A 20,097-nucleotide genomic window follows, 5' to 3' on the forward strand; every position below is an offset into this window, starting at 1 on the left:
CAAGTTTAGTATAATTCTTTAATTTTACTAAGCTTTGTTTTCCACAAATTCAACGATTCTTTGTGGGCTTTTATATTGTTTTTAACCTCTTTTACAAGCGGATTATCGTCATCTACATTGGTAAAAAACTGAAGGTTGTTTTCAAGTTGATTTATTTGGCTTTTTACTTCATCAATCTTTTTTCTAATAAAAGCACGTTCGTTATCTAAATCTCGGGTATCTTCTGAGGCAGCCGACAACGTATCAAGTTTATTTTCAAATTTAATCATTTCAACTTCATTTTTCTCCATATCCAAAGCCGACAATAAACCATCAATTGTTTTTTGAAATTTACCTTCAATATAGCGTTTGTCGTTGGGTACTCGTCCTATAGTTTGCCACTCCGCAATCTTTTCTTTTATGCTTGCAATTTTTTCGTCTTTGCTACCAGTAAGTTTAATATCTTTTAACGCGTTTAAAAAGGCGTTCTTTTTATTATAAGCTTCAATAAACTCTTTGTTTGCGGCGTTTTTGGTGGCATGAAGTTTATCGAAATAAAAATTGCAGGCCGCTTTAAAGCGTTTCCAAATTTTATCACTGTCTTTTCTTGGTACATGACCAATTTTTTTCCAATCGCTTTGAATTTTCTTCATAAGCGGTGTGGTAACCTCAAAATCTTCACTATCCTTATTATCCTCGGCAATTTGAATTAAATCGAGCTTTTTTTGTAAATTACTGTATTGTTCTTTTTTAAGTCCTTTATAGTAAGCATTCTTTTTACGATTAAATGTTCTTACAGCTTCTTTAAACTTTGCCCAAGTCGCTTCGTTTACTTTTATAGGTACTTTTCCGGCATTAAAAAAGGCTTCGCGAAGGGTTTCTATCTCTTTAATTTTTTTCTGCCATGCGCTATGAGAGCTTATTTCTTGTAGATGAATGGCATTAATGTTTTCAATTATTTCGAGTTTTTTCTCTAAGTTTTTCTCGTAAACCTTGTCGATTTCTTTATAGTAAAGTTGTCGCTTATCGTTTATGGTTTTTGTTGCTGTTTTAAAGCGCTCCCAAATTTCTTCGCGATGCTCTTTAGCAACTGGCCCTAATTCTTCCTTCCACATTTTATGAAGCTCTTGTAACTCTCTAAAAGCCATTAAAACGTCGTTGGTTTTTGCTAGGGCTTCAGCACGCTCAATTATCAACAATTTCTTCTCTAAATTATGTTTAAAATCTAAGTCGCGTAAATCTCGATTAAGATGTAAGAAATCATAAAAAATTTCTACGTGGTGATGGTAACTATTCCAAGCGTTATTGTATTTATCGCGAGGAATTGGTCCCGTGTTTCTCCAGCGTTCTTGTAATTCTTTAAAATGTTTATAGGTGCTGTTTATATTTTCTTCAACATTTATTAAACCTTTTAACTCTTCAATAATTTCGAGTTTTTGTTCTAAATTTTGTTTCAGATTTTTTTCAATGTTTTGATAATGGTCGTTTAATTTTTGACGGTATTCGCGGTAAGCTGTTTTAAATCGTTTATGAACAGGAGAGGAGTAATAAAAGTCAATTTCATGTCCGCCATCATTAATAAATTCTTCTTTTTTTTCTTCAAGAAGCGTATCAAATTTACTTTTAAATTCTGCATTAATGCTTGATACATGAGAACGTATGGCTTGTATTTTCTCAGTTTTTAGTAGGCGTTCTAATTCTATAGCTAAAGCTTCTAACGACATGGTGTCGTAGGCTTTTACCTCAATGGTATGTCTGTCTTTATTGCCTTCATCTTCAGCGTCTTCTGCATTTGATTCTTCAATTTCATTTAAAACGGCATCATCTTCTGTGGTATTAACAGGCTCAGATGTAGTGTTTTCATCTGGAGTATTGTTAGTTTCGGAAGTTGCTTCATTAGAATTTATGTTTTCTAATTCTTCAGATTTAGATGTGTTTTTTTCGTCAGACATTTTATAAATGTTAAGGTTCTTATTTTGCTCAATTGATATAAAGATAGTAACAACCTTGTTATTTACAAAAAAGCAGACCTAACTTTTAAATAAAATGTGTAGTATTATTTAACGATGTCCCAAATTGCCCAAGCTTTTTCGGCCTGTAATTCTAACATTTTACCGCCGTTAATGGTGGTTGCTTGTTTTTCGATTCCGTATTTTAAAAATTGGGTTACCTCTGGATTGTAAATTAAATCGAATAAAATATGATGGTTGGTAATACCATTATATGGAATATTTGGACAGTCTTCAATATTTGGAAAAGTACCTAAGGGTGTGCAATTAATTATAATTTTATGCTGTTTTATAATGCTACTTGTTAAATCTTCATAAGTGTATGAAACGCCTTCCGATTTTTTTCGAGAGACATAATGATATGGAATATCTAGCTTACTTAAACTATAAGCAACAGCTTTACTAGCGCCTCCTGTACCAAGTATTAAAGCGCTCATATGATGCGGTTTTAAAAAGGGTTCGAGAGATTTTGAAAAGCCATAATAATCGGTGTTATAACCCACTAATTTTCCCTTTTTAGTAATTTTTATGGTGTTAACTGCACCAATAGACTTGGCTTTTTTGTTGACTTTATCGAGATAAGGAATGACCTCTTGTTTATATGGAATTGTTACATTTAGCCCTTTAAGTCGTTTAGTGTTTTTTATAATTTCAGGGAATTGTGATATATTTTCTATATCGAAGTTTTCGTAAGAAACGTTATTAATGCCTTCTTTTTCAAACTTTTCTTTAAAATAGGCTCGCGAAAACGAATATGAAATATTTTTTCCTAAAAGTCCTAATTTTTTCATTTTGCTTGTCTTGTTTTTTGTCCGTACCACTCCAAACCTAAAACTATGGCTATTCCTAAAACAATATAGGCAATGGCAAAGTAGGTTTGGGGTTCAAATTGCGGTATGTAGCGTTTATAAAATTCTATTATTTTTTCTCCAGAACTATCAAGTAAATAACTTCCATCGGTATTTAACCTGTAAATGGTTTTTTTCCAGGGCCAAACAACGCCTAAAGACCCAATGATAAAACCCATAATTGTTGCCGTTGTAATATTTTTGTAATGTTTTAAAATATAGCTTAATACATGCGAAAATGTTACTAAACCAGTTACGGAACCAATAGTAAAAACCGCGAGTACTTTTAACATATGCAGGCGTTGCTTATCTTGAATAAAACTAAAATCGGCTTTAAATATACTTGCAAAAGTATCGTATAAAGCATTTACAGAATCTACTAAAAGTAACACGTAGTTCCCAAGCAGAATAAGTATAAATGAGCCAGAAAATCCGGGAAGTGTCATGCCGGAAACGCTAATAATGCCACAAAAAAATACAAACCAAAGGTTGTCGTTTTCTTTTGCTGGATTTAAAAAACTTATACTAATTCCTGCTAAAATGCCAATGGTTAAAGCTGTAATGGTTTTGTAATTCCAAACTTTGAAGTCTTTATTAATGTAATAAATCGAGCCTATAATCATTCCAAAAAATACGCTCCAAACATACAGCTCGTAATGTACAATTAAATAGTCTAATACCTTTGAAATACTAAAGTAACTAATAAGCATTCCTAAGAATAGCAAGCTTAAAAACCTACCGTTTATATACCTGAAAAAGCTTTTAAATCGCCCATTAAAAAGGAGTTTAAAAGCATTTCGGTTGACTTTTTTTAAGGAGTATATAAATTCTTCATAAAAACCAGCAACAAAAGCTACGACACCACCAGAAACACCAGGAACTTTGTTTGCAGCTCCCATGCCTAATCCTTTTAAAACTAGGAATATCTTATCGGTTAGTGTACGTGTGCTCTCCATTTAAGGTTTTTTATTTCCTAATTTTTCTAAGATGATGATGGTAAAAAATCCAATAACCATGAGCAACAATGCAAACACAAGTTGGTTGTCGCCTTCAAAAGAAAATGGCGAGATACTTTGCTCTAAAAACGGAATTTGCTCCCCTTTAGAATTGGTACGATAGGAAAGTACTTTTTTCCAAGGCCAAATTTTGTTTAATGAGCCCAGAATAAAACCCGTTAAAGCTGCTAAAGTTAGATTATGATAGTTTTTAAATAACCACTTTAATAGTTTAGAGAATGACAGTAGGCCAATAATAGCGCCACAACCAACAATTGCAATGGTTTTTATATCTTTTGTATTTAAAGCCGATAATATTGGTTGATATGCACCTAATAGCACTAAAATAAAGGCTCCAGAAATACCAGGCAGTATCATGGCACAAATAGCTAAAGCGCCTGCTAGAAACAAAAACCAGGAACTTTGGTTTGCAGACATAGAAGGTAATTGCGTAATATAAAAAGCTATAAAAGCACCAATAATTAGAACTAAAATGGTTGATAATTTCCACCTTGTAATTTGTTTGCCTATAAAAATGATACTTGCTAAAACTAAACCAAAAAAGAAGGCCCAAAGCAATATTGGGTGGTGGTGAAGTAACCATTCTATACCTTTAGCTAATGATAAAACACTAACACCAATTCCTGCAAAAAGAGCAAGTAAAAAATTTCCGTTTAATTGATTCCAAGTGGCTTTATATCCTTCGGTTTTTAAAGTTTTAATTAAAGAAAAGCTAATATTGTTTAACGATGTAATTAACTCTTCATAAATACCAGAAATAAAAGCAATTGTTCCTCCAGAAACTCCAGGAATTACATCTGCGGCTCCCATAGCCATACCTTTTAATGAAAGAATAAAATAGTCTTTAAAACTTCGCTGCATACGTGACTTTTTAAGTAAAAATCAAAGGTATACAATTTAATTAAACCTATTGTTAAAGATTTGTTTTTAGAATGTTTTTTACCAGAATTTTATTTGCAACATCAGGGAACAACTCTTCAATAATAAAGGCGTAATCTTCGTTATGTTTTAACCCATTTTTTAAATAGAAAATGCCTTTGTTGTTTTCGTTTAAAGAAAAGAATAATCCTGCCAAACGGTATTCTAGTTCGGCATTGTCGGGGTAAAAATCTACGGCTTGCTCAAAATTAAAAATTGCGGCTTCTGGTTCGCCAAGTTTAATAAGTAAATCGCCTCTTGATAGCCATGTGTTAAGTTCGTAATTACCTAACTCTAAAGTTTTTTTAAAGCCTTTCTCGGCTTCTTCGTAAAATTTTAAGCGTTGATTTATTTGCGAATATAATTTCCAAATGGTGGCATTTTCAGAATTTATATTTAATGCCGAATTTATGTAAGACAAGGCTTTATTGTAATCTTTTTTTTTGTAAAAGAATCGAGTTAAAGCAATCCAACCTTTATCTAACGATGGGTCTTCTCGTGTTACTTTTGAGTAAAATTGAAGCGCTAAATCGTTTTTCTTTAACTTTTCATAACAGTTACCAATACGTAATAGCGCAAAAGCCGAAGGATCGTCGAGTGTTAAAGTGATGGTATAACTTTCTATCGCATCTTGGTAGCGTTTTAGTTTTTCTAAAACTTTACCACGCTCGAGGTAGGCACCAACAAAAGTATCGTCAGAAATTATAGCAAAATCGAATGCAGCAAGCGCTTTGTTATAATCTTTTAAAACTAAATATTGCTTGCCCAATTGATGCCATGCCACTTCGCAATAAGGATTCGCGTCTAAAAACATATTTAAATACGAAATAGCATCTTCAAATTGGTTTAAAAATTCAAAGCAATAAATAATGTTATATAATGAAGAAAAATCGGTTTGATCTTCTTCTAAGCATTTCATAAAATAGGTTTTGGCATCTTCATATTCATCTAAAAATAAATATTCCATACCAATTAACGAGTACAAATCAACGGCATCATCAGTTAAGCTTATGGCTGTTTTTAGCACTTTTATGGCCTGATGATGGTCGTCGCGTTTCGAAAATATATTTGCTTTTTGAATATAAATTTCTTCATTTGTTGGATCGAGTAAGTGAAGCTCGTTTAGCATCTCATCGGCTTCGTCAAGCTTGTCTTCAAAAACCATAACTTCTACCTTAAATAGTTTTAAGTTAACTGAACTTGGGTGTTGATCTAAACTTAATTTTATAGCTTTTTTCGCTAAGGCAATTTTACCCTGATTTAGGTAATGGTGAATAATGTTTTCGAATTCCTCAGAATCAAAAAATAAAACGTGGTTGGTTTTAAGCATTGATTCAAACTTTGTAAGCGGTAAGTTATTGTTGTCTTCCGGACTAAAATCCATAAGCAAATTTGTAATTTGTTCTGAAATAAAGTTAATTTCTATTTTGCTTTATTAACGAAAAAATAAGAAATGTTTTTAACAAAGTAATCAACAACTTTGTAAAAAAAATCTATAAATAGGTAATTGATAATGTGTAGACTTATAATTTTAATATGAGAAAATTAAGTGTCTATTTGATTTAAAATTGACAATATTGTGTGGCATCCTTTTTCTATTTCTTGATGCGAAATGGTAAGAGGCGGTGTAATTCTAACAGCTTTTGGTTCGAATAATAACCAGAAAAGTATTAAACCTTGGTCTTTGCATTTTAGTATAAGTTGATTGGTTATGTCGGCATTTTTCATAATTAGTGCTAACATGAGACCTTTTCCTCGAATTTCTTTAATTAACGGGTGAATTAATAGTTTTCTAAATAATTTTTCTTTTTCTAGAGTTTCGGTAATTAAAGCGGTTCCTGTAATTTCTTTTAACGTGGCTAAAGCCGAAGCAGCTATTACAGGATGCCCACCAAAAGTAGTTATATGTCCGAGTTTTGGGTTGTCTTGCAATAACGACATTAATTTTTTTGCTGCTGTAAATGCGCCAATAGGCATACCGCCACCAAGAGCTTTTCCAGTAACTAAAATATCTGGAATACAATTATAATGTTCGAAACCAAAGAGTTTTCCCGTTCTACCAAAACCTGGTTGAATTTCATCTAAAATTAAAAGCGTACGAACTTCGTTACAACGATTTCTAACAGCTTCTAAATAATTATTTTCCGGTAAAATAAAGCCTGCTCCACCTTGAATGGTTTCTAAAATAACACCTGCTGTTTTCGAGGTTATTTGATTTAAATCTTCTAGATTGTTAAATTCTATAAATTTAATATTAGGTAATAACGGTCTAAAAGCTTGTTTGCGTTCTTCATATCCCATGACACTCATAGCACCCATGGTATTGCCATGATAGGCGTTTTTAGCGGAAATAATTTCGCTTCGTCCAGTGGCTCGTTTTGCTAGTTTTAAAGCACCTTCAATAGCCTCGGTACCCGAATTGGTTAAGTAGGTTTGTTCTAAGGTTTTTGGAAGATTTTTGGCTAATAGTTTGGCAAGTTCAACGGCTGGTTTTTGTGCGTATTCGCCGTATACCATAACGTGCATGTATTTATCTAATTGTGCTTTTATGGCTTTAATAACTTTTGGATGATTATGTCCTAAAGGCGTGGCCGAAACACCTGCAACAAAATCTAAATGCGCATTATTCTCAACATCGTAAATATAAGAACCTTTGGCATGAGAAATTTCTAATCCTAATGGATGCGGAGAGGTTTGGGCTTGGTATTTAATGAAATCTGTTATCATTTATCTTCAGTTATTTCTTCAGCATTTGAATTCCACACATAAAGCTCGTCTGTTTCTTGAATACCAGCTAATACACATCTTAGCTTTTGATTATCGCTTTCTTTTTCGGTTTCAATTGTATAATTTTTCCAATAGTTGGTAAGTTTTATTTTGGAGGTTTTGTACCAAGTGTAATCTTTTGAGGCTTCTTGAAGTACCATAGAAATATCACCTTTACCTTTTAACCAAATGGAGAAGGCAAATTTACCTTTAGTTTTATTCAAAACTTGATAAAAATATCCGTTTTTTGAGCCAGTTCCTACAATTTTTGTTGCTTCCAAAGCTCCATTAGGCGCACTTATACTATTTGATTCTACTTTAACCTGATGTTTGGCCCATTTAGGATTGTTAAAATCATTAAAAAACTGTAACAAGTTTTTATTGGAAATGTCTTTGTTTAATTTTGTTGTTACATTGTTTAGTAAGTGAGGAGACATTTTACCTGCCAATTCAATACGCCCCATCATTTCGTCATTAAAGAAGACATCTTGCGGTACATAATCTTCTAAACCTTTGATAATAGGTAATTCAAAAGGCGGATCGTCTTTAAATAAATCCTCAACACTAAGCGGTCGCTCGTCTTCTCTCCAATCAAAATCTTTAAGAATACGTTCTTTTTCGGGTGATTTTGATTCAGGTGATAGGGTACCATCAACTTGATTAAATCTGGTATATTCTTCAATGTCTCCATTGGCGAAAAGCATGGTAATACTTCCCGATTTTGCTTTATCAATACCAATAAGGGCTTGTTGGTCATCTCTAGCCCAAATAATAGATTCTGCGTTTTTGGTTATATCGACTTGTCGTAGTTGGTTTTCATCATTAAATAGACCAACTAAACTTAAGCCTTTTATTTGATTAAACCCTGTTTTACTAATGGTATCTTGACTAATAACAAAGGCATTATTAAACACCAAAAGCGAATCGAGTTTTTCCGTTTCGTTATTCGATATTAAATGAATGGTATCACCCGTCATTTGATTTTCATAATTCCATAAAATAGGTTTTCTTTTAGTTGAAAACTTATCGTTGGTTGCTAATTTTGAAATGTTGATAAGCTTGGTTAATCCAGTTTTTTGGTTGGAGTAAATTGAATCGGATTTTCCGCTAATGTCCGATTTATAAATTTTAGCATTATAATAAGCATTTACAATACGGTTTTCGGGCTTACCTGTTACCATAATTTTATCGGCATGCATGTAAATAGAATCATTTTCTTGAACAGTAATAGCCAAGGCTCGCTTGGTTATAAAAACGGAATCTTTGGCTTTGTAAACTTCGGCGTAATGCCCTTTTATAATACTATTATTTAAAGTATCGGTGACTTTAATATTATTTGTAGCCGAAGCAAAACTTTTATTATTATCGAAATACAAACTATCACCTTCAACAATTCGATTGTCGTAATGAATTTTTGAATTCTTTACAGCGTAACCTGTTTTATTTTTGGTGTCGTAGAAGCCTTTTTCGCAATAGGTTTTACTTTCAGGGTTTGTTATAGTTGAAGGACCAAAAAGATAGGCGTGACCAGAATCGGAATAAAAATCGAAGTAGTTGGAGTTTACGGTTGTACTATCGTTTGCTAAAACAACATCTTCAACGAATTGATATTTTTTCATGTTCATGTAGTAACGTCCAATTTTACTCGTAATGGTTCCTGAAGAATCCTTAACTACTGTGCCGCCGGTTCTATAAAAAGCCTGTTGATTTAGTTTATCATAATATAAGGTATCTGTTGTAATTGTTGAATTTGGGTCTTTTAAAACTACATCGCCATGAGCAAAAGCTAATTCGGTTAATCCACTATATTCAATGTATTTTGAAGTCATATTGATGGTGTCTCCTTGTATTAGCTTAACATTTCCATAAGCTTCAATAAAATCTTCTTTACCATAGTGAATAGCTTTGTCGCACCACATATGTGTTCCTTGATGATGTATTAGAACTTGTTGGGCATCATCACGGGTTAAAATTTTAGCTCCAGGGTAATTGGCTTCATCAATAGTTAATTTACCAGCATATTCGATTTCAATTTTTTTGTTTTCTTGAGAAAATGTGTTTGAAACAGAAATAAAACTAAAAACGAACGCTAAAAATAGAACTTGTAGTGTATTCAAAATATTAAAAGTTTGTCGCAAAAATAACGATAAATATGATGTTTAATTGCTTGTAAACAAAAAACGCTCCAAATTTATATTGAAGCGTTTTTTGAATATTAATTTAGAATTATTAATTCCTAAAAATAGTTTGTTTTCTATCTGGGCCAACAGAAACAATAGTAATTGGAATTTCTAATTCTTTTTCTAAAAATGCAATATAATCGTTTAACTCGCTTGGAAGTTGCGACGCTTCAGACATACCAGTTAAATCTTCATTCCAACCTTTAAATTCGGTATAAATAGGCTCAACATTTTCAGGTTCGATATTGTATGGTAAATGAGCAATTTCTTCACCATTATATTTATAAGCGGTACAAACTTTAAGGGTTTTAAAACCTGAAAGCACATCGCCTTTCATCATCATTAATTGGGTTACGCCATTTACTTGACATGCGTATTTTAAAGCGACCAAGTCCAACCATCCGCAGCGACGACGACGACCTGTGGTTGCACCAAATTCGTTCCCTACACGTCCCATAGTTTCACCATCTTCATCGAATAACTCGGTAGGGAATGGACCAGAACCAACACGGGTAGTGTAGGCTTTAAAAATACCAAATACATCGCCAATTTTGTTTGGAGCAACACCTAAACCTGTACATGCTCCTGCAGCGGTTGTGTTACTAGATGTTACAAATGGGTATGTACCAAAATCTATATCTAAAAGGGAACCTTGAGCGCCTTCTGCTAAAATAGATTTTTCATCCTTTTGAGCTTGGTAAATATATTCTTCAGAATCGATAAAAGTTAAAGATTTTAAAACTTCAACAGCATTAAAAAACTCTTCTTCTAATTCCTTTAAATTATACTCAATATCAACATTGTAAAAGGCAATCATCGATTCGTGCTTATCGGCTAAATTACGGTAGCGTTCTTTCCAGTCGCTAAGTTCTAAATCGCCTACGCGAATACCATTACGTCCAGTTTTATCCATATACGTTGGACCAATACCTTTTAAGGTAGAACCAATTTTAGCTTTACCTTTCGAGGCTTCGCTAGCAGCATCTAATAAACGATGTGTTGGTAAAATTATGTGTGCTTTACGAGAAATGAGTAATGTTTTTTTGTAATCTATATTTTGCTCGTCCAGCTTATCTAATTCGCCTTTAAAAATTACAGGATCGATAACTACGCCGTTACCAACAAGGTTGATGGCATTATCGTGAAAAATTCCTGAAGGAATAGTATGTAAAACATGCTTTTTGCCGTTAAAAACTAATGTATGTCCTGCATTTGGACCACCTTGAAAACGTGCAATAATATTGTAATTTTGGGTAAGCACATCAACAATTTTTCCTTTGCCTTCGTCTCCCCATTGAAGTCCTAGTAGTAAATCTACTGCCATTGTAAAAAGTTAGTTGTTTGTATTAGGTTTTCTGTTTCCGTAAAAATAAAGCGAGTGGTTGTTTATTTCGATGTCGAAAACTTCTTCGATTGTTTTTTTTATAGATTGAATTCTTGGATCGCAAAACTCAATAACTTCACCTGTATCTGTTAAAATAACATGATCGTGTTGTTTATCGAAGTATGATTTTTCGTACTGAGATTGGTTTTGCCCAAATTGATGCTTTCTAACTAAACCACATTCTAAAAGCAATTCGATGGTATTATAAAGCGTAGCACGAGACACACGATATTTTTTGTTTTTCATGTTTAGATATAGTGATTCTATATCGAAATGCTCGTTGTTATTATAAATTTCTTGAAGTATAGCGTAACGCTCGGGTGTTTTACGATGCCCCTTTTTTTCTAAAAAGTTTGTAAAAACACTTTTTACTATCTCTTGGTTTTTATCTGCTGTTGTCTCCATAATATCGTCGCAAATTTACACTTTTATACTCTTGTAACCTTATCTATACCATTAATTTTTTTAAGTTTTTGAAGAAGTGTTTTAATTATTGTATTATTTTTAACAATTACGCTAACTTTTCCCGAAAATAATCCATCATTGCTTTTAAAACTTATACTTTGCATGTTAACATGCATGTTTTCTGATATTATTTTGGTGATATCGTTAACTAAACCAATATGGTCTATTCCTGTAATAACAATTTTTACTAAAAATTCTTGCTGAGTGGAATCGATCCATTTAGCCTGCATAATACGGTAGGCGTAGTTAGATTGTAAGCTTACAGCATTAGGGCAGTTGTATTTATGTACTTTTATTCCTTCGTTTACAGTTAAAAAACCAAAAACAGCATCGCCAGGAATTGGGTTACAACAATTAGAAAGTTTATATTCAAGTTTTTCTTCTTCTTTACCAAAAACAATTGAGTCATAGTTTACTGTTATTTCGGGTTTATCGAGTTCTTCCTTTTTAATTGGGGTTTTTCTAGATATTTTATTTTTTATGTACGACATGATACTATTGCTTCTGGAGGAAGCAAAGTTTTTTATCATTGTATTGTCGATAGATCCAACACCGACTCTGTAAAATAGATCTAAGCTAGTTTTTAAGTCGAAAAAGCGTACTAAATCGTTTACAGCTTCTTCGTCGAGGTTAATTTTGAGGTGCTTTAATTTTCGTCTTAAAATTTCTTTACCATCTTCACCAATTCGTTTTTTATCTTCTCGTAAAGCCGATTTAATTTTAGCTCTAGCTCTAGCGGTTGTTGCATAATCGAGCCAGTTAGCGTTTGGTTTAGAATTTTCTGCAGTGATAATATCGACTTGATCGCCACTTTTTAAACTATGACTTAAAGTAACAAGTTTACCATTTACTTTTGCACCACGCGTACGCATGCCAACTTCGGTATGTATGCTAAATGCAAAATCGAGTGCTGTGGCACCTTTTGGTAAGGATTTTAGTTCTCCTTTGGGCGTAAAAACAAAAATTTCTTTGGAGTAGAGATTAAGCTTAAATTGTTCTACAAAGTCTACCGCATTTAATTCTGGGCTTTCTAGAGCTTCTTGCAAACGGTTTATCCAGCTTTCTAAATTATCTTCTTTTTCGTTGGCTTGTTTGTATTTATAGTGTGCTGCGTAACCTTTTTCGGCAATCTCGTTCATTCGGTTACTACGAATTTGTACTTCAACCCAGCGTCCTTTTGGCCCCATAACCGTAATGTGAAGTGCTTCGTACCCTGTACTTTTTGGTGATGAAATCCAATCGCGCAAACGGGTTGGGTTGGGTCTAAAATGATCGGTTACAATGGAGTAAATTTTCCAAGCTATAAACTTTTCGGTTTTAGGGTCGGCATCACATTGATAAATAATTCTAATAGCAAATTTATCGTAAACTTCTTCAAAAGGCACGCCTTGGTTGAGCATTTTTCGGCGGATGGAAAAAATAGATTTTGGACGTCCTTTTATGGTATAATCAAGGTTTTCTTTGTTTAAAGAATTCTCGATAACTTCACTAAACTGTTCAATATATAAATCTTGTTCTTCTTTACTCTCTTTTATTTTACCTAAAATATCATTGTAAACATCGGGTTCGGTATATTTTAAACCTAAATCTTCAAGTTCGGTTTTTATGTTATAAAGCCCAATACGATGTGCTAAAGGGGCATAAATATATAATGTTTCCGATGCTATTTTTATTTGCTTATCGGATCGCATGGAGTCCATAGTTTGCATATTATGCAATCTATCGGCAATTTTTATAATAATTACACGTACATCATCATTTAATGTAAGCAGCATTTTACGGAAGTTTTCTGCTTGTAGCGAAACATCCATATCTTGCTCTTTACTAAGTGAAGAAATTTTGGTAAGTCCTGCCACAATGGTAGCTACAGTTTGCCCAAAAAGTTTTTCTATGTCTTCAATTTCGTAATCTGGACTGTCTTCAACAACATCATGAAGTAGAGCAGAGGCAATTGAGGTGGCATCTAACCCAATTTCTTGAGCTACAATTTTAGCCACGGCAATAGGATGAAAAATATAAGCTTCACCCGATTTACGGCGTTGGTTTTTATGGCCATCTAAGGCAATATCAAAAGCTTTACGTATAAGTTTTTTGTCATCATCGGTTAGGGTGGTGTAGCTAACTTTTAATAACTCTTTGTAGGCTTTGGTAATGGCAATATTTTCTTTTTCTATAGCTTCTTCAGTCATAAATTAAATTTATAACAATATTGCTTAATTCGCAACAACATTATTCATTATTTGTTCGAGGCTAATAGTTTTTTGTTAAGATATGTAATGAGTTTTTTTGTTGCTTTACCGCGATGTCCTATTTCATTTTTGAGTTTTAAATCCATTTGGGCAAAAGTTTCGTCAAAATTTTCGGGCTTAAAAATGGGGTCGTACCCAAAGCCGTTATCTCCTGCTTTAGAGTGTGTAATTATGCCTTTACAAATGCCTTCAAATGTAAAAATACTATCATCTACAGCTAATGCAATAACCGTTTTAAACTGGGCATTTCTGTTTTTGTTTTTAGATAAATTAGTGAGTAATTTATTCATGTTATCGTCTGCGTTTTTTTGTAACCCAGCATATCTGGCAGAAAACACACCTGGTTCGCCATTTAATGCGTTAACTTCAAGGCCTGTATCGTCTGCAAAACAGTTGTATCCATACTTGTTTTTTATATAACTTGCTTTTTGTTTGGCATTTCCTTCAATAGTGTTTTTAGTTTCAGGAATGTCTTCAAAACACCCAATATCTTTTAAACTCAAAATGGTTAAATGCTTAGGAAGTAATTTTTTGACTTCAATAATTTTGTTTTTATTGTTGGTTGCAAAAACAAGTTTCATAAGGTTTCGTGTTTTTTTGATATAAAATAACTATATTTACTACAATACAAATCTCAGTTCTATAAATTATTTAAGATTTTCTCTCACCTTAAGATTTGTATTTATAGATCAAAGATAAAATGAAAATGAAATTTATTTAGCTTCAAGCAAAGAATAAATTACAATGATGAATTAATGAGAGAATAATGAATCAAACAGCCAACCTAGTTAAAAACTACCATAAGCTTATTGTAGAACAAGCTCCTGTATCTATTGCCATGCTAGATACAAACATGGTATATATTGCCGTTTCGAACAAATGGTGTAAAGATTATAAAAAAGAAAAAGAAATTATAATAGGAAGATCGCATTATGATGTTTTTCCCGAAATAGGAGACGATTGGAAAGAAAAGCATAAGGCTTGTTTAAATGGAGCAATCGATGTTTGCGATGAAGCGCCGTTTGTAAGGCGTGATGGGACAGTACAATGGATTTATTGGGATGTTAGACCTTGGTATAATGAAGACGACAGCATTGGAGGTTTATTAATGTTTACAGGCGACATTACAGACCAATACAAATTAAAAAAAGAAAGTGATAAGGTAAAAAAAATATTGGATAGTACCAATAAAATTTCTAAAATAGGTATTTGGGAACTTGATTTAGCTACAGATAATTATACCTTAAATTCTGTTGCAAAAGAAATATTAAAACTACCTGATAATTACCAGCCCAAAGGAAAAGATACCTTTAATTTTCTTAGCGATAATAATAAAAAACGTTTAGAAGAGGCTGTTAAAGAAGTTATTGTAAATAAAACACCATTTGATATTGAGCTTCAAGTTGAAACCTATACAGGCGAGGTAATTTGGATTCGAGATATTGGCCAAGGCGAGTTTTTTAACGATAAATGTATAAGGCTTTATGGTTGTTTTCAAGATGTAACGCATATAAAAGAGGAAAATTTAAAGACTCAAAAGCAAAATGAAAAATTAAATGAAGCGCAAAAAATTGCTAAGTTAGGTCATTTTAGCATTAAAATTCCAAGTGGACAGGTTGTCTGGTCTGATAACTTGTACAATATTATGGGAATGAGTAGAGGTGTTGAAGATATTTCTATTAACACCGTAATTAATTTAACTGTTGAAGAAGATCGTGAAAAATTAAATAAACATTTTGAAAAAACTCTTGCAGAAAAGCAATTTGGAGAAGAGTTAGTACATCGTGTTTTAACACCAAAAGGCGATTTAAAATATATTCGTGTTTTAGGAGAGGTTGTAACAAATGAAGACTCAAGTATAACGGAGGTTATAGGTACTTGCCAAGATATTACGCAACAACATGTTGCAGAATTAAAGTTTAAAGGTTTACTAGAATCTGCTCCAGATGCCATGATAATAGCCAATGTTAACGGTGTAATACAAATTGTAAATAAAGAAGCTGTAAAACTATTTGGATATGAGCCTCACGAAATAGCAGGTAAACCAGTTGAGGTTTTAGTTCCAGATAGGTTTTTGGGGCATCACAAAAGTTTACGAGATGGATATCATAAACAACCTAAACATAAACAATATCTTCAAAATAAAGATTTGTTTGGAAAGAAGAAAAATGGAGAAGTTTTTCCAATACAAATAAGCTTAAGCCCAATACAAACCGAAGAAGGAAAGTTGGTATCTGCTGCCATACGTGATATTACCAGCCAAAAAAAAGCAGAACAGGAAATTTTAGATAAGAATAGAATGCTAAATTTTACTGAAAATTTGGCTAAAATGGGAAGTTGGGAGTACAACCTAGAAACCAATATTATAAAGTGGTCTAATGGTATGTATAAGTTGTTGGATTTTGAAGAAACAGGTTTTCCAATTACATTAAAATATTATTATTCTTTTATTCACCCAGAATACAAAGAATATGTAGAAAATGAATTTGTAAATATTTTTAAAACCAAATCTTACGGTGATGTAAAAGAATACAAAATTATAAGTAACACAGGTGCAATAAAAATATTACAATCTAAAGGGGAATTAATAAAAAATAGCAACGGACGTATAATCTCCATAAAAGGCACAAGTCTAGACGTAACCAAAGCGAGAGAAATAGCTCAAGAGATTGAGAAAAAACAAGAGATGTTAACTTTTGCAGAAGATTTGGCTAAAATTGGGAATTGGCAATGGAGTGCTAAAACAGATGTGTTTTATTGGTCGGATGGATTATATAACTTATTAGAACTAGATAAAGCTACTGTGCCCAAAGTTATAGATGCAGATTATTACTTAAAATTTGTTCACCCAGACGACCTTGAATATGTGTTATTAGAAATAAACAAACTATCCAAAACAAAAAAGAAAGAAAAAGTAATAATTTATCGGGTAATTACAGCAAAAGGCAATACTATAATTGTAGAAGCTAAAGGAAAAGTTGTATTAGATGTTAATGGTAACATTGAACTGGTTAAAGGTACCATGCAAAACGTTACCAAAGAAAAGGAATTAGAATTAGAGCTAACCAAAAAAAACGATATGCTAAATTTTGCCGAAGATTTAGCAGTGATGGGACATTGGCAATGGGATGTGGTTGATGGTACAACGAAGTGGTCTAAAACAATGTACAAAATTTTTGGTGTTGATAAATCTTTAAAAGCAATAACTGATAACTTTTATTTAAAGTTAATTCATCCAGACGATAGGGAGTATTTTAAACTTCATATGGAAAAAGTAATGCGCGTTAAAAAGTTTTCGGGTACATTAGTTTATAGAATTTTAACCAATAAAGGTGTGGTTAAAACAGTTCATTCCAAAGGTAAAATTTGGCTTAATAGTATAGGAGATATTATTAAAATAAACGGCACAACTCAAGATGTAACTAAACAAAAAAAGCTTTCTGAAGAAATTACGGAAAAAAACGATATGTTAAGTTTTGCCGAAAACATCGCTTTGCTTGGTAATTGGCAATGGAATGTGCAAACAAATTCCGTCGTATGGTCACAGGGATTTAATAATATTATGGAAATAGATAAACCAATAGATAATCCAACTTTTGAGTATTATTTCGAGAATTTTATTCACCCAGACGATAAATTACGTTTTGCAGAATATGTTCAAGAAGTAATTACTAAAAAATATTTTGATGAATCTATAGAAGTTAAGGTTGTAACTGCCAAAGGCAAAACAAAAATTATAAGTGTAATAGGCGAAGTTATAATCGACGAAAACAACGAGGTTTTAATATTAAAAGGCGCAGCACAAGACGTTACAAAGCAAAAACTTAATGAAATAGAATTGCGGGAAAAAAATAGAATGTTAAGTTATTCTGAGAATTTGGCAACTATTGGGAATTGGACTTATGATGTTAATAATGATGATTTTACATGGTCTCAAGGGGTGCTAAATATTCTTGAAATAACAAGTCCTCCTAAATCTATTTCATTTTTTAATTATTATGTAGCAGAATTTGTTCATCCTCAAGATAAAGAAGAACTTATTAAAAGGTTTAATAGAATATTAATAGATAAAGAGTTTGATAATGATATTGACCATAGAATAATAACCAAAACGGGTAAAATAAAAGATATTGTTATTGAAGGAGGTGTAGTTTTAAACAATAATGGAGATATTGTAACAATAAAAGGCTCGTATCAAGATCTAACTAAACATTTACAGGAACAAAAACGTATGTTAAAAACAAATTTGAGGTTAGAAGTTTTAGCAAAACGTCTTATTAATCAAAATAAACAACTATCAGACTTTGCACAAATTACATCACATAATCTTAGAGCGCCGGTTAGTAATTTAAATTCGCTTTTAGATTTATACCATACGAGTGAAACGAACACCGAAAAATCTCAACTATTTGATAAGTTTGAAAATGTCGTAGGGCATTTAACCACAACCTTAAATACCCTGGTTGAAGCTTTAAAAACTAAAAACGATGCTTCAAAAATTACGGAAATTAAGTTTAGTAATGTTTTGAAAAAAACACAAGAAACACTGGTGGCTCAAATACACGAAAGTAAAGCTGTTATACATTCCGATTTTTCAGAAGTAAGTAAAATTTCATATAATAAATTTTATTTAGAGAGTATTTTACTTAATTTAGTAGAAAATGCCATAAAATATAGAGCAAAAAACCGCAAGCCAGAAATTTTTGTAAAAACAGAGTTAATTAATGGTAATATTAAATTAATGGTAAAAGATAATGGCTTAGGTATTAATTTACAACGGCATGGTGACAAATTATTTGGTTTAAATAAAGTGTTTCATAGGCACCCAGAAGCAAAAGGAGTAGGTTTATTTATGACTAAAGTGCAGGTAGAAACCATGGGAGGTAGTATATTTGCAACCAGTGAGGTAAATGAGGGCTCAACCTTTACTGTATTATTTTAAAATATATATATGAATAGCAATTTAAATATTTGCATAGTTGATGACGATGAGGTGTATCAATTTACAGTAGCAAAAGCTTTAGAAACTATCAATTTTAACAAAAACATTTTAGCGTTTTATGATGGTGAAGAAGCATTTAACTATTTAATAGAGAACCTCGATAATTCTAGCCAACTTCCTGATGTTATTCTTTTAGATATTAATATGCCTATAATGGATGGTTTTCAATTTATGGAGGAGTACGTAAAAATTAAACCCAAAGTAGGTAAACGTATTACCATTTATATGGTGTCTTCATCTGTAGATCCTTACGATTTAGAAAAAGCAAAAAGTATTAGCGACATATCCGATTATATTATTAAACCTATTAAACGTGGCGAACTTACAGCCATATTTAAAAAATTAAATGATAACGGGAATATTTAATGGTTACAATCTTTTTGGTTTTATGATTTTTATCACAAAATAAAAGTTGTTAAAGCGTTATATTTACAATATGCAAACCATGTAAACTATAACAAATATGACAGTAAATATTCAGTACGTAGGGCTAGATACTAGCGAAACCTTATCAAATTTCACAACAGATAAGCTATTAAATTTATCGAATAAATACGAGTTTTTAATAAGTGCCGAGGTGCATTTTAAACAAGACGAAAAAGATTTTAATAAAGGTAAAATTTGCAATATAGAATTGAGTTTACCGGGACCGCGACTTTTTGCTACATCTAACACACATAATTTTGAGGTTTCAATTAGGGAAACTATTAGCGAATTAGAGCGCCAAATAAAAAAAAGAAAACATATTTTTAACGTGCACTAGCGATGGTGGTAGGGTTCGTTACGTAAAATAGTGAATCCCCTATATAATTGTTCAATAAAAAATAAGCGAATCATTTGGTGGGAAAATGTCATTTTAGATAGTGATATTTTCCCATTTGCTTTTTTATAAACATCTTCAGAAAACCCATAAGGACCTCCAATAACAAAAACAAGTTGCTTTATACCCGAATTCATATGTTTTTGTAAGTAATTGGCAAAATTTACAGAATCAAATTGTTTGCCGTTTTCATCAAGTAAAATTAAAACGTCTGTATTGTTAATTTTATTCAAAATGAGTTCACCTTCCTTTTGTTTTTGTTGTGTTTCACTTAAATTTTTTACGTTTTTTATATCTGGAATAATTTCAAAATTAAATTTTACATAAAACCCCAATCGCTTTTCATATTCTGCAATTAAAGAAAGTAAGGGTTTGCTGTCGGTTTTTCCAATGGCAAGAAGCGTAATCGTCATAAATGTAAAAGTTATAGTACGAAATTATGAATAATGAATTTAAATTCC

Annotated in this window: 15 protein-coding genes; 3 read left to right on the top strand and 12 right to left on the bottom strand. The window is 32.1% G+C overall.

Features of this window, described 5'->3' with window-relative positions; all coding sequences use genetic code 11:
- Window positions 1-5 precede the first annotated feature (5 nt).
- From PK35_RS07195 to PK35_RS07245, 11 genes are all read right to left on the bottom strand, one after another.
- Window positions 6-1,931 carry a DUF349 domain-containing protein gene (locus tag PK35_RS07195; RefSeq protein WP_044626005.1) on the bottom strand — a complete coding sequence of 642 codons (1,926 nt, stop codon included), beginning with the start codon at window positions 1,929-1,931 and terminating at the stop codon, window positions 6-8.
- 104 nt (window positions 1,932-2,035) lie between these two features.
- Complete coding sequence (locus tag PK35_RS07200) at window positions 2,036-2,779, bottom strand: shikimate dehydrogenase family protein (protein ID WP_044626006.1); 744 nt, start codon at window positions 2,777-2,779, stop codon at window positions 2,036-2,038.
- Window positions 2,776-3,792, bottom strand: coding sequence for a DUF368 domain-containing protein (locus PK35_RS07205; RefSeq protein ID WP_044626007.1), 1,017 nt, complete (start codon window positions 3,790-3,792; stop codon window positions 2,776-2,778). Before PK35_RS07205 ends, PK35_RS07200 begins: the two co-directional genes overlap by 4 nt.
- Window positions 3,793-4,713, bottom strand: coding sequence for a polyprenyl-phosphate transporter (locus tag PK35_RS07210; RefSeq protein ID WP_044626008.1), 921 nt, complete (start codon window positions 4,711-4,713; stop codon window positions 3,793-3,795). It abuts the gene before it with no gap.
- 52 nt (window positions 4,714-4,765) lie between these two features.
- Window positions 4,766-6,154 carry a tetratricopeptide repeat protein gene (locus PK35_RS07215; RefSeq protein WP_044626009.1) on the bottom strand — a complete coding sequence of 463 codons (1,389 nt, stop codon included), beginning with the start codon at window positions 6,152-6,154 and terminating at the stop codon, window positions 4,766-4,768.
- 161 nt (window positions 6,155-6,315) lie between these two features.
- On the bottom strand, window positions 6,316-7,497 hold the full coding sequence (locus PK35_RS07220; protein ID WP_044626010.1) for an aspartate aminotransferase family protein: 1,182 nt from the start codon (window positions 7,495-7,497) through the stop codon (window positions 6,316-6,318).
- Window positions 7,494-9,653 (bottom strand): OstA-like protein, encoded by a 2,160-nt coding sequence (locus tag PK35_RS07225; RefSeq protein WP_044626011.1) that lies wholly within the window; start codon window positions 9,651-9,653, stop codon window positions 7,494-7,496. The genes PK35_RS07220 and PK35_RS07225 overlap by 4 nt, the downstream gene beginning before the upstream one ends.
- Before the next feature lie 112 nt (window positions 9,654-9,765).
- On the bottom strand, window positions 9,766-11,040 hold the full coding sequence (locus PK35_RS07230; protein WP_044626012.1) for an adenylosuccinate synthase: 1,275 nt from the start codon (window positions 11,038-11,040) through the stop codon (window positions 9,766-9,768).
- A gap of 9 nt (window positions 11,041-11,049) precedes the next feature.
- Window positions 11,050-11,505: a Fur family transcriptional regulator gene (locus PK35_RS07235; RefSeq protein ID WP_044626013.1), complete on the bottom strand. Its 456-nt coding sequence runs from the start codon at window positions 11,503-11,505 to the stop codon at window positions 11,050-11,052.
- Window positions 11,506-11,528: 23 nt separating this feature from the next.
- A complete protein-coding gene (locus PK35_RS07240) occupies window positions 11,529-13,754 on the bottom strand; it encodes a RelA/SpoT family protein (protein ID WP_044626014.1) in 2,226 nt (741 codons plus the stop codon).
- Window positions 13,755-13,801: 47 nt separating this feature from the next.
- Window positions 13,802-14,395, bottom strand: coding sequence for a non-canonical purine NTP diphosphatase (locus tag PK35_RS07245; protein ID WP_044626015.1), 594 nt, complete (start codon window positions 14,393-14,395; stop codon window positions 13,802-13,804).
- Window positions 14,396-14,580: 185 nt separating this feature from the next.
- Between PK35_RS07245 and PK35_RS07250 the strand changes: the two genes are divergently transcribed.
- The 3 genes from PK35_RS07250 (at window position 14,581) to PK35_RS07260 (ending at window position 19,579) form a co-directional block, all read left to right on the top strand.
- The gene (locus PK35_RS07250) at window positions 14,581-18,756 is read left to right on the top strand and encodes a PAS domain-containing protein (protein WP_044626016.1); all 4,176 of its coding nucleotides are present in this window, start codon (window positions 14,581-14,583) and stop codon (window positions 18,754-18,756) included.
- A 9-nt stretch (window positions 18,757-18,765) separates the two neighbouring features.
- Window positions 18,766-19,182: a response regulator gene (locus tag PK35_RS07255; protein WP_044626017.1), complete on the top strand. Its 417-nt coding sequence runs from the start codon at window positions 18,766-18,768 to the stop codon at window positions 19,180-19,182.
- A 97-nt stretch (window positions 19,183-19,279) separates the two neighbouring features.
- Entirely contained in the window at window positions 19,280-19,579 is a 300-nt protein-coding gene (locus PK35_RS07260; RefSeq protein ID WP_044626018.1) for an HPF/RaiA family ribosome-associated protein, read from the top strand.
- On the opposite strand, the gene rlmH is transcribed toward PK35_RS07260, so the two are convergent.
- A complete protein-coding gene (rlmH, locus tag PK35_RS07265; RefSeq protein WP_044626019.1) occupies window positions 19,576-20,049 on the bottom strand; it encodes a 23S rRNA (pseudouridine(1915)-N(3))-methyltransferase RlmH in 474 nt (157 codons plus the stop codon). The genes PK35_RS07260 and rlmH overlap by 4 nt on opposite strands.
- Between the last annotated feature and the right edge of the window lie 48 nt (window positions 20,050-20,097).

It is taken from the genome of Neotamlana nanhaiensis, assembly GCF_000943555.1.
In the GTDB taxonomy this organism is placed as follows: domain Bacteria; phylum Bacteroidota; class Bacteroidia; order Flavobacteriales; family Flavobacteriaceae; genus Neotamlana; species Neotamlana nanhaiensis.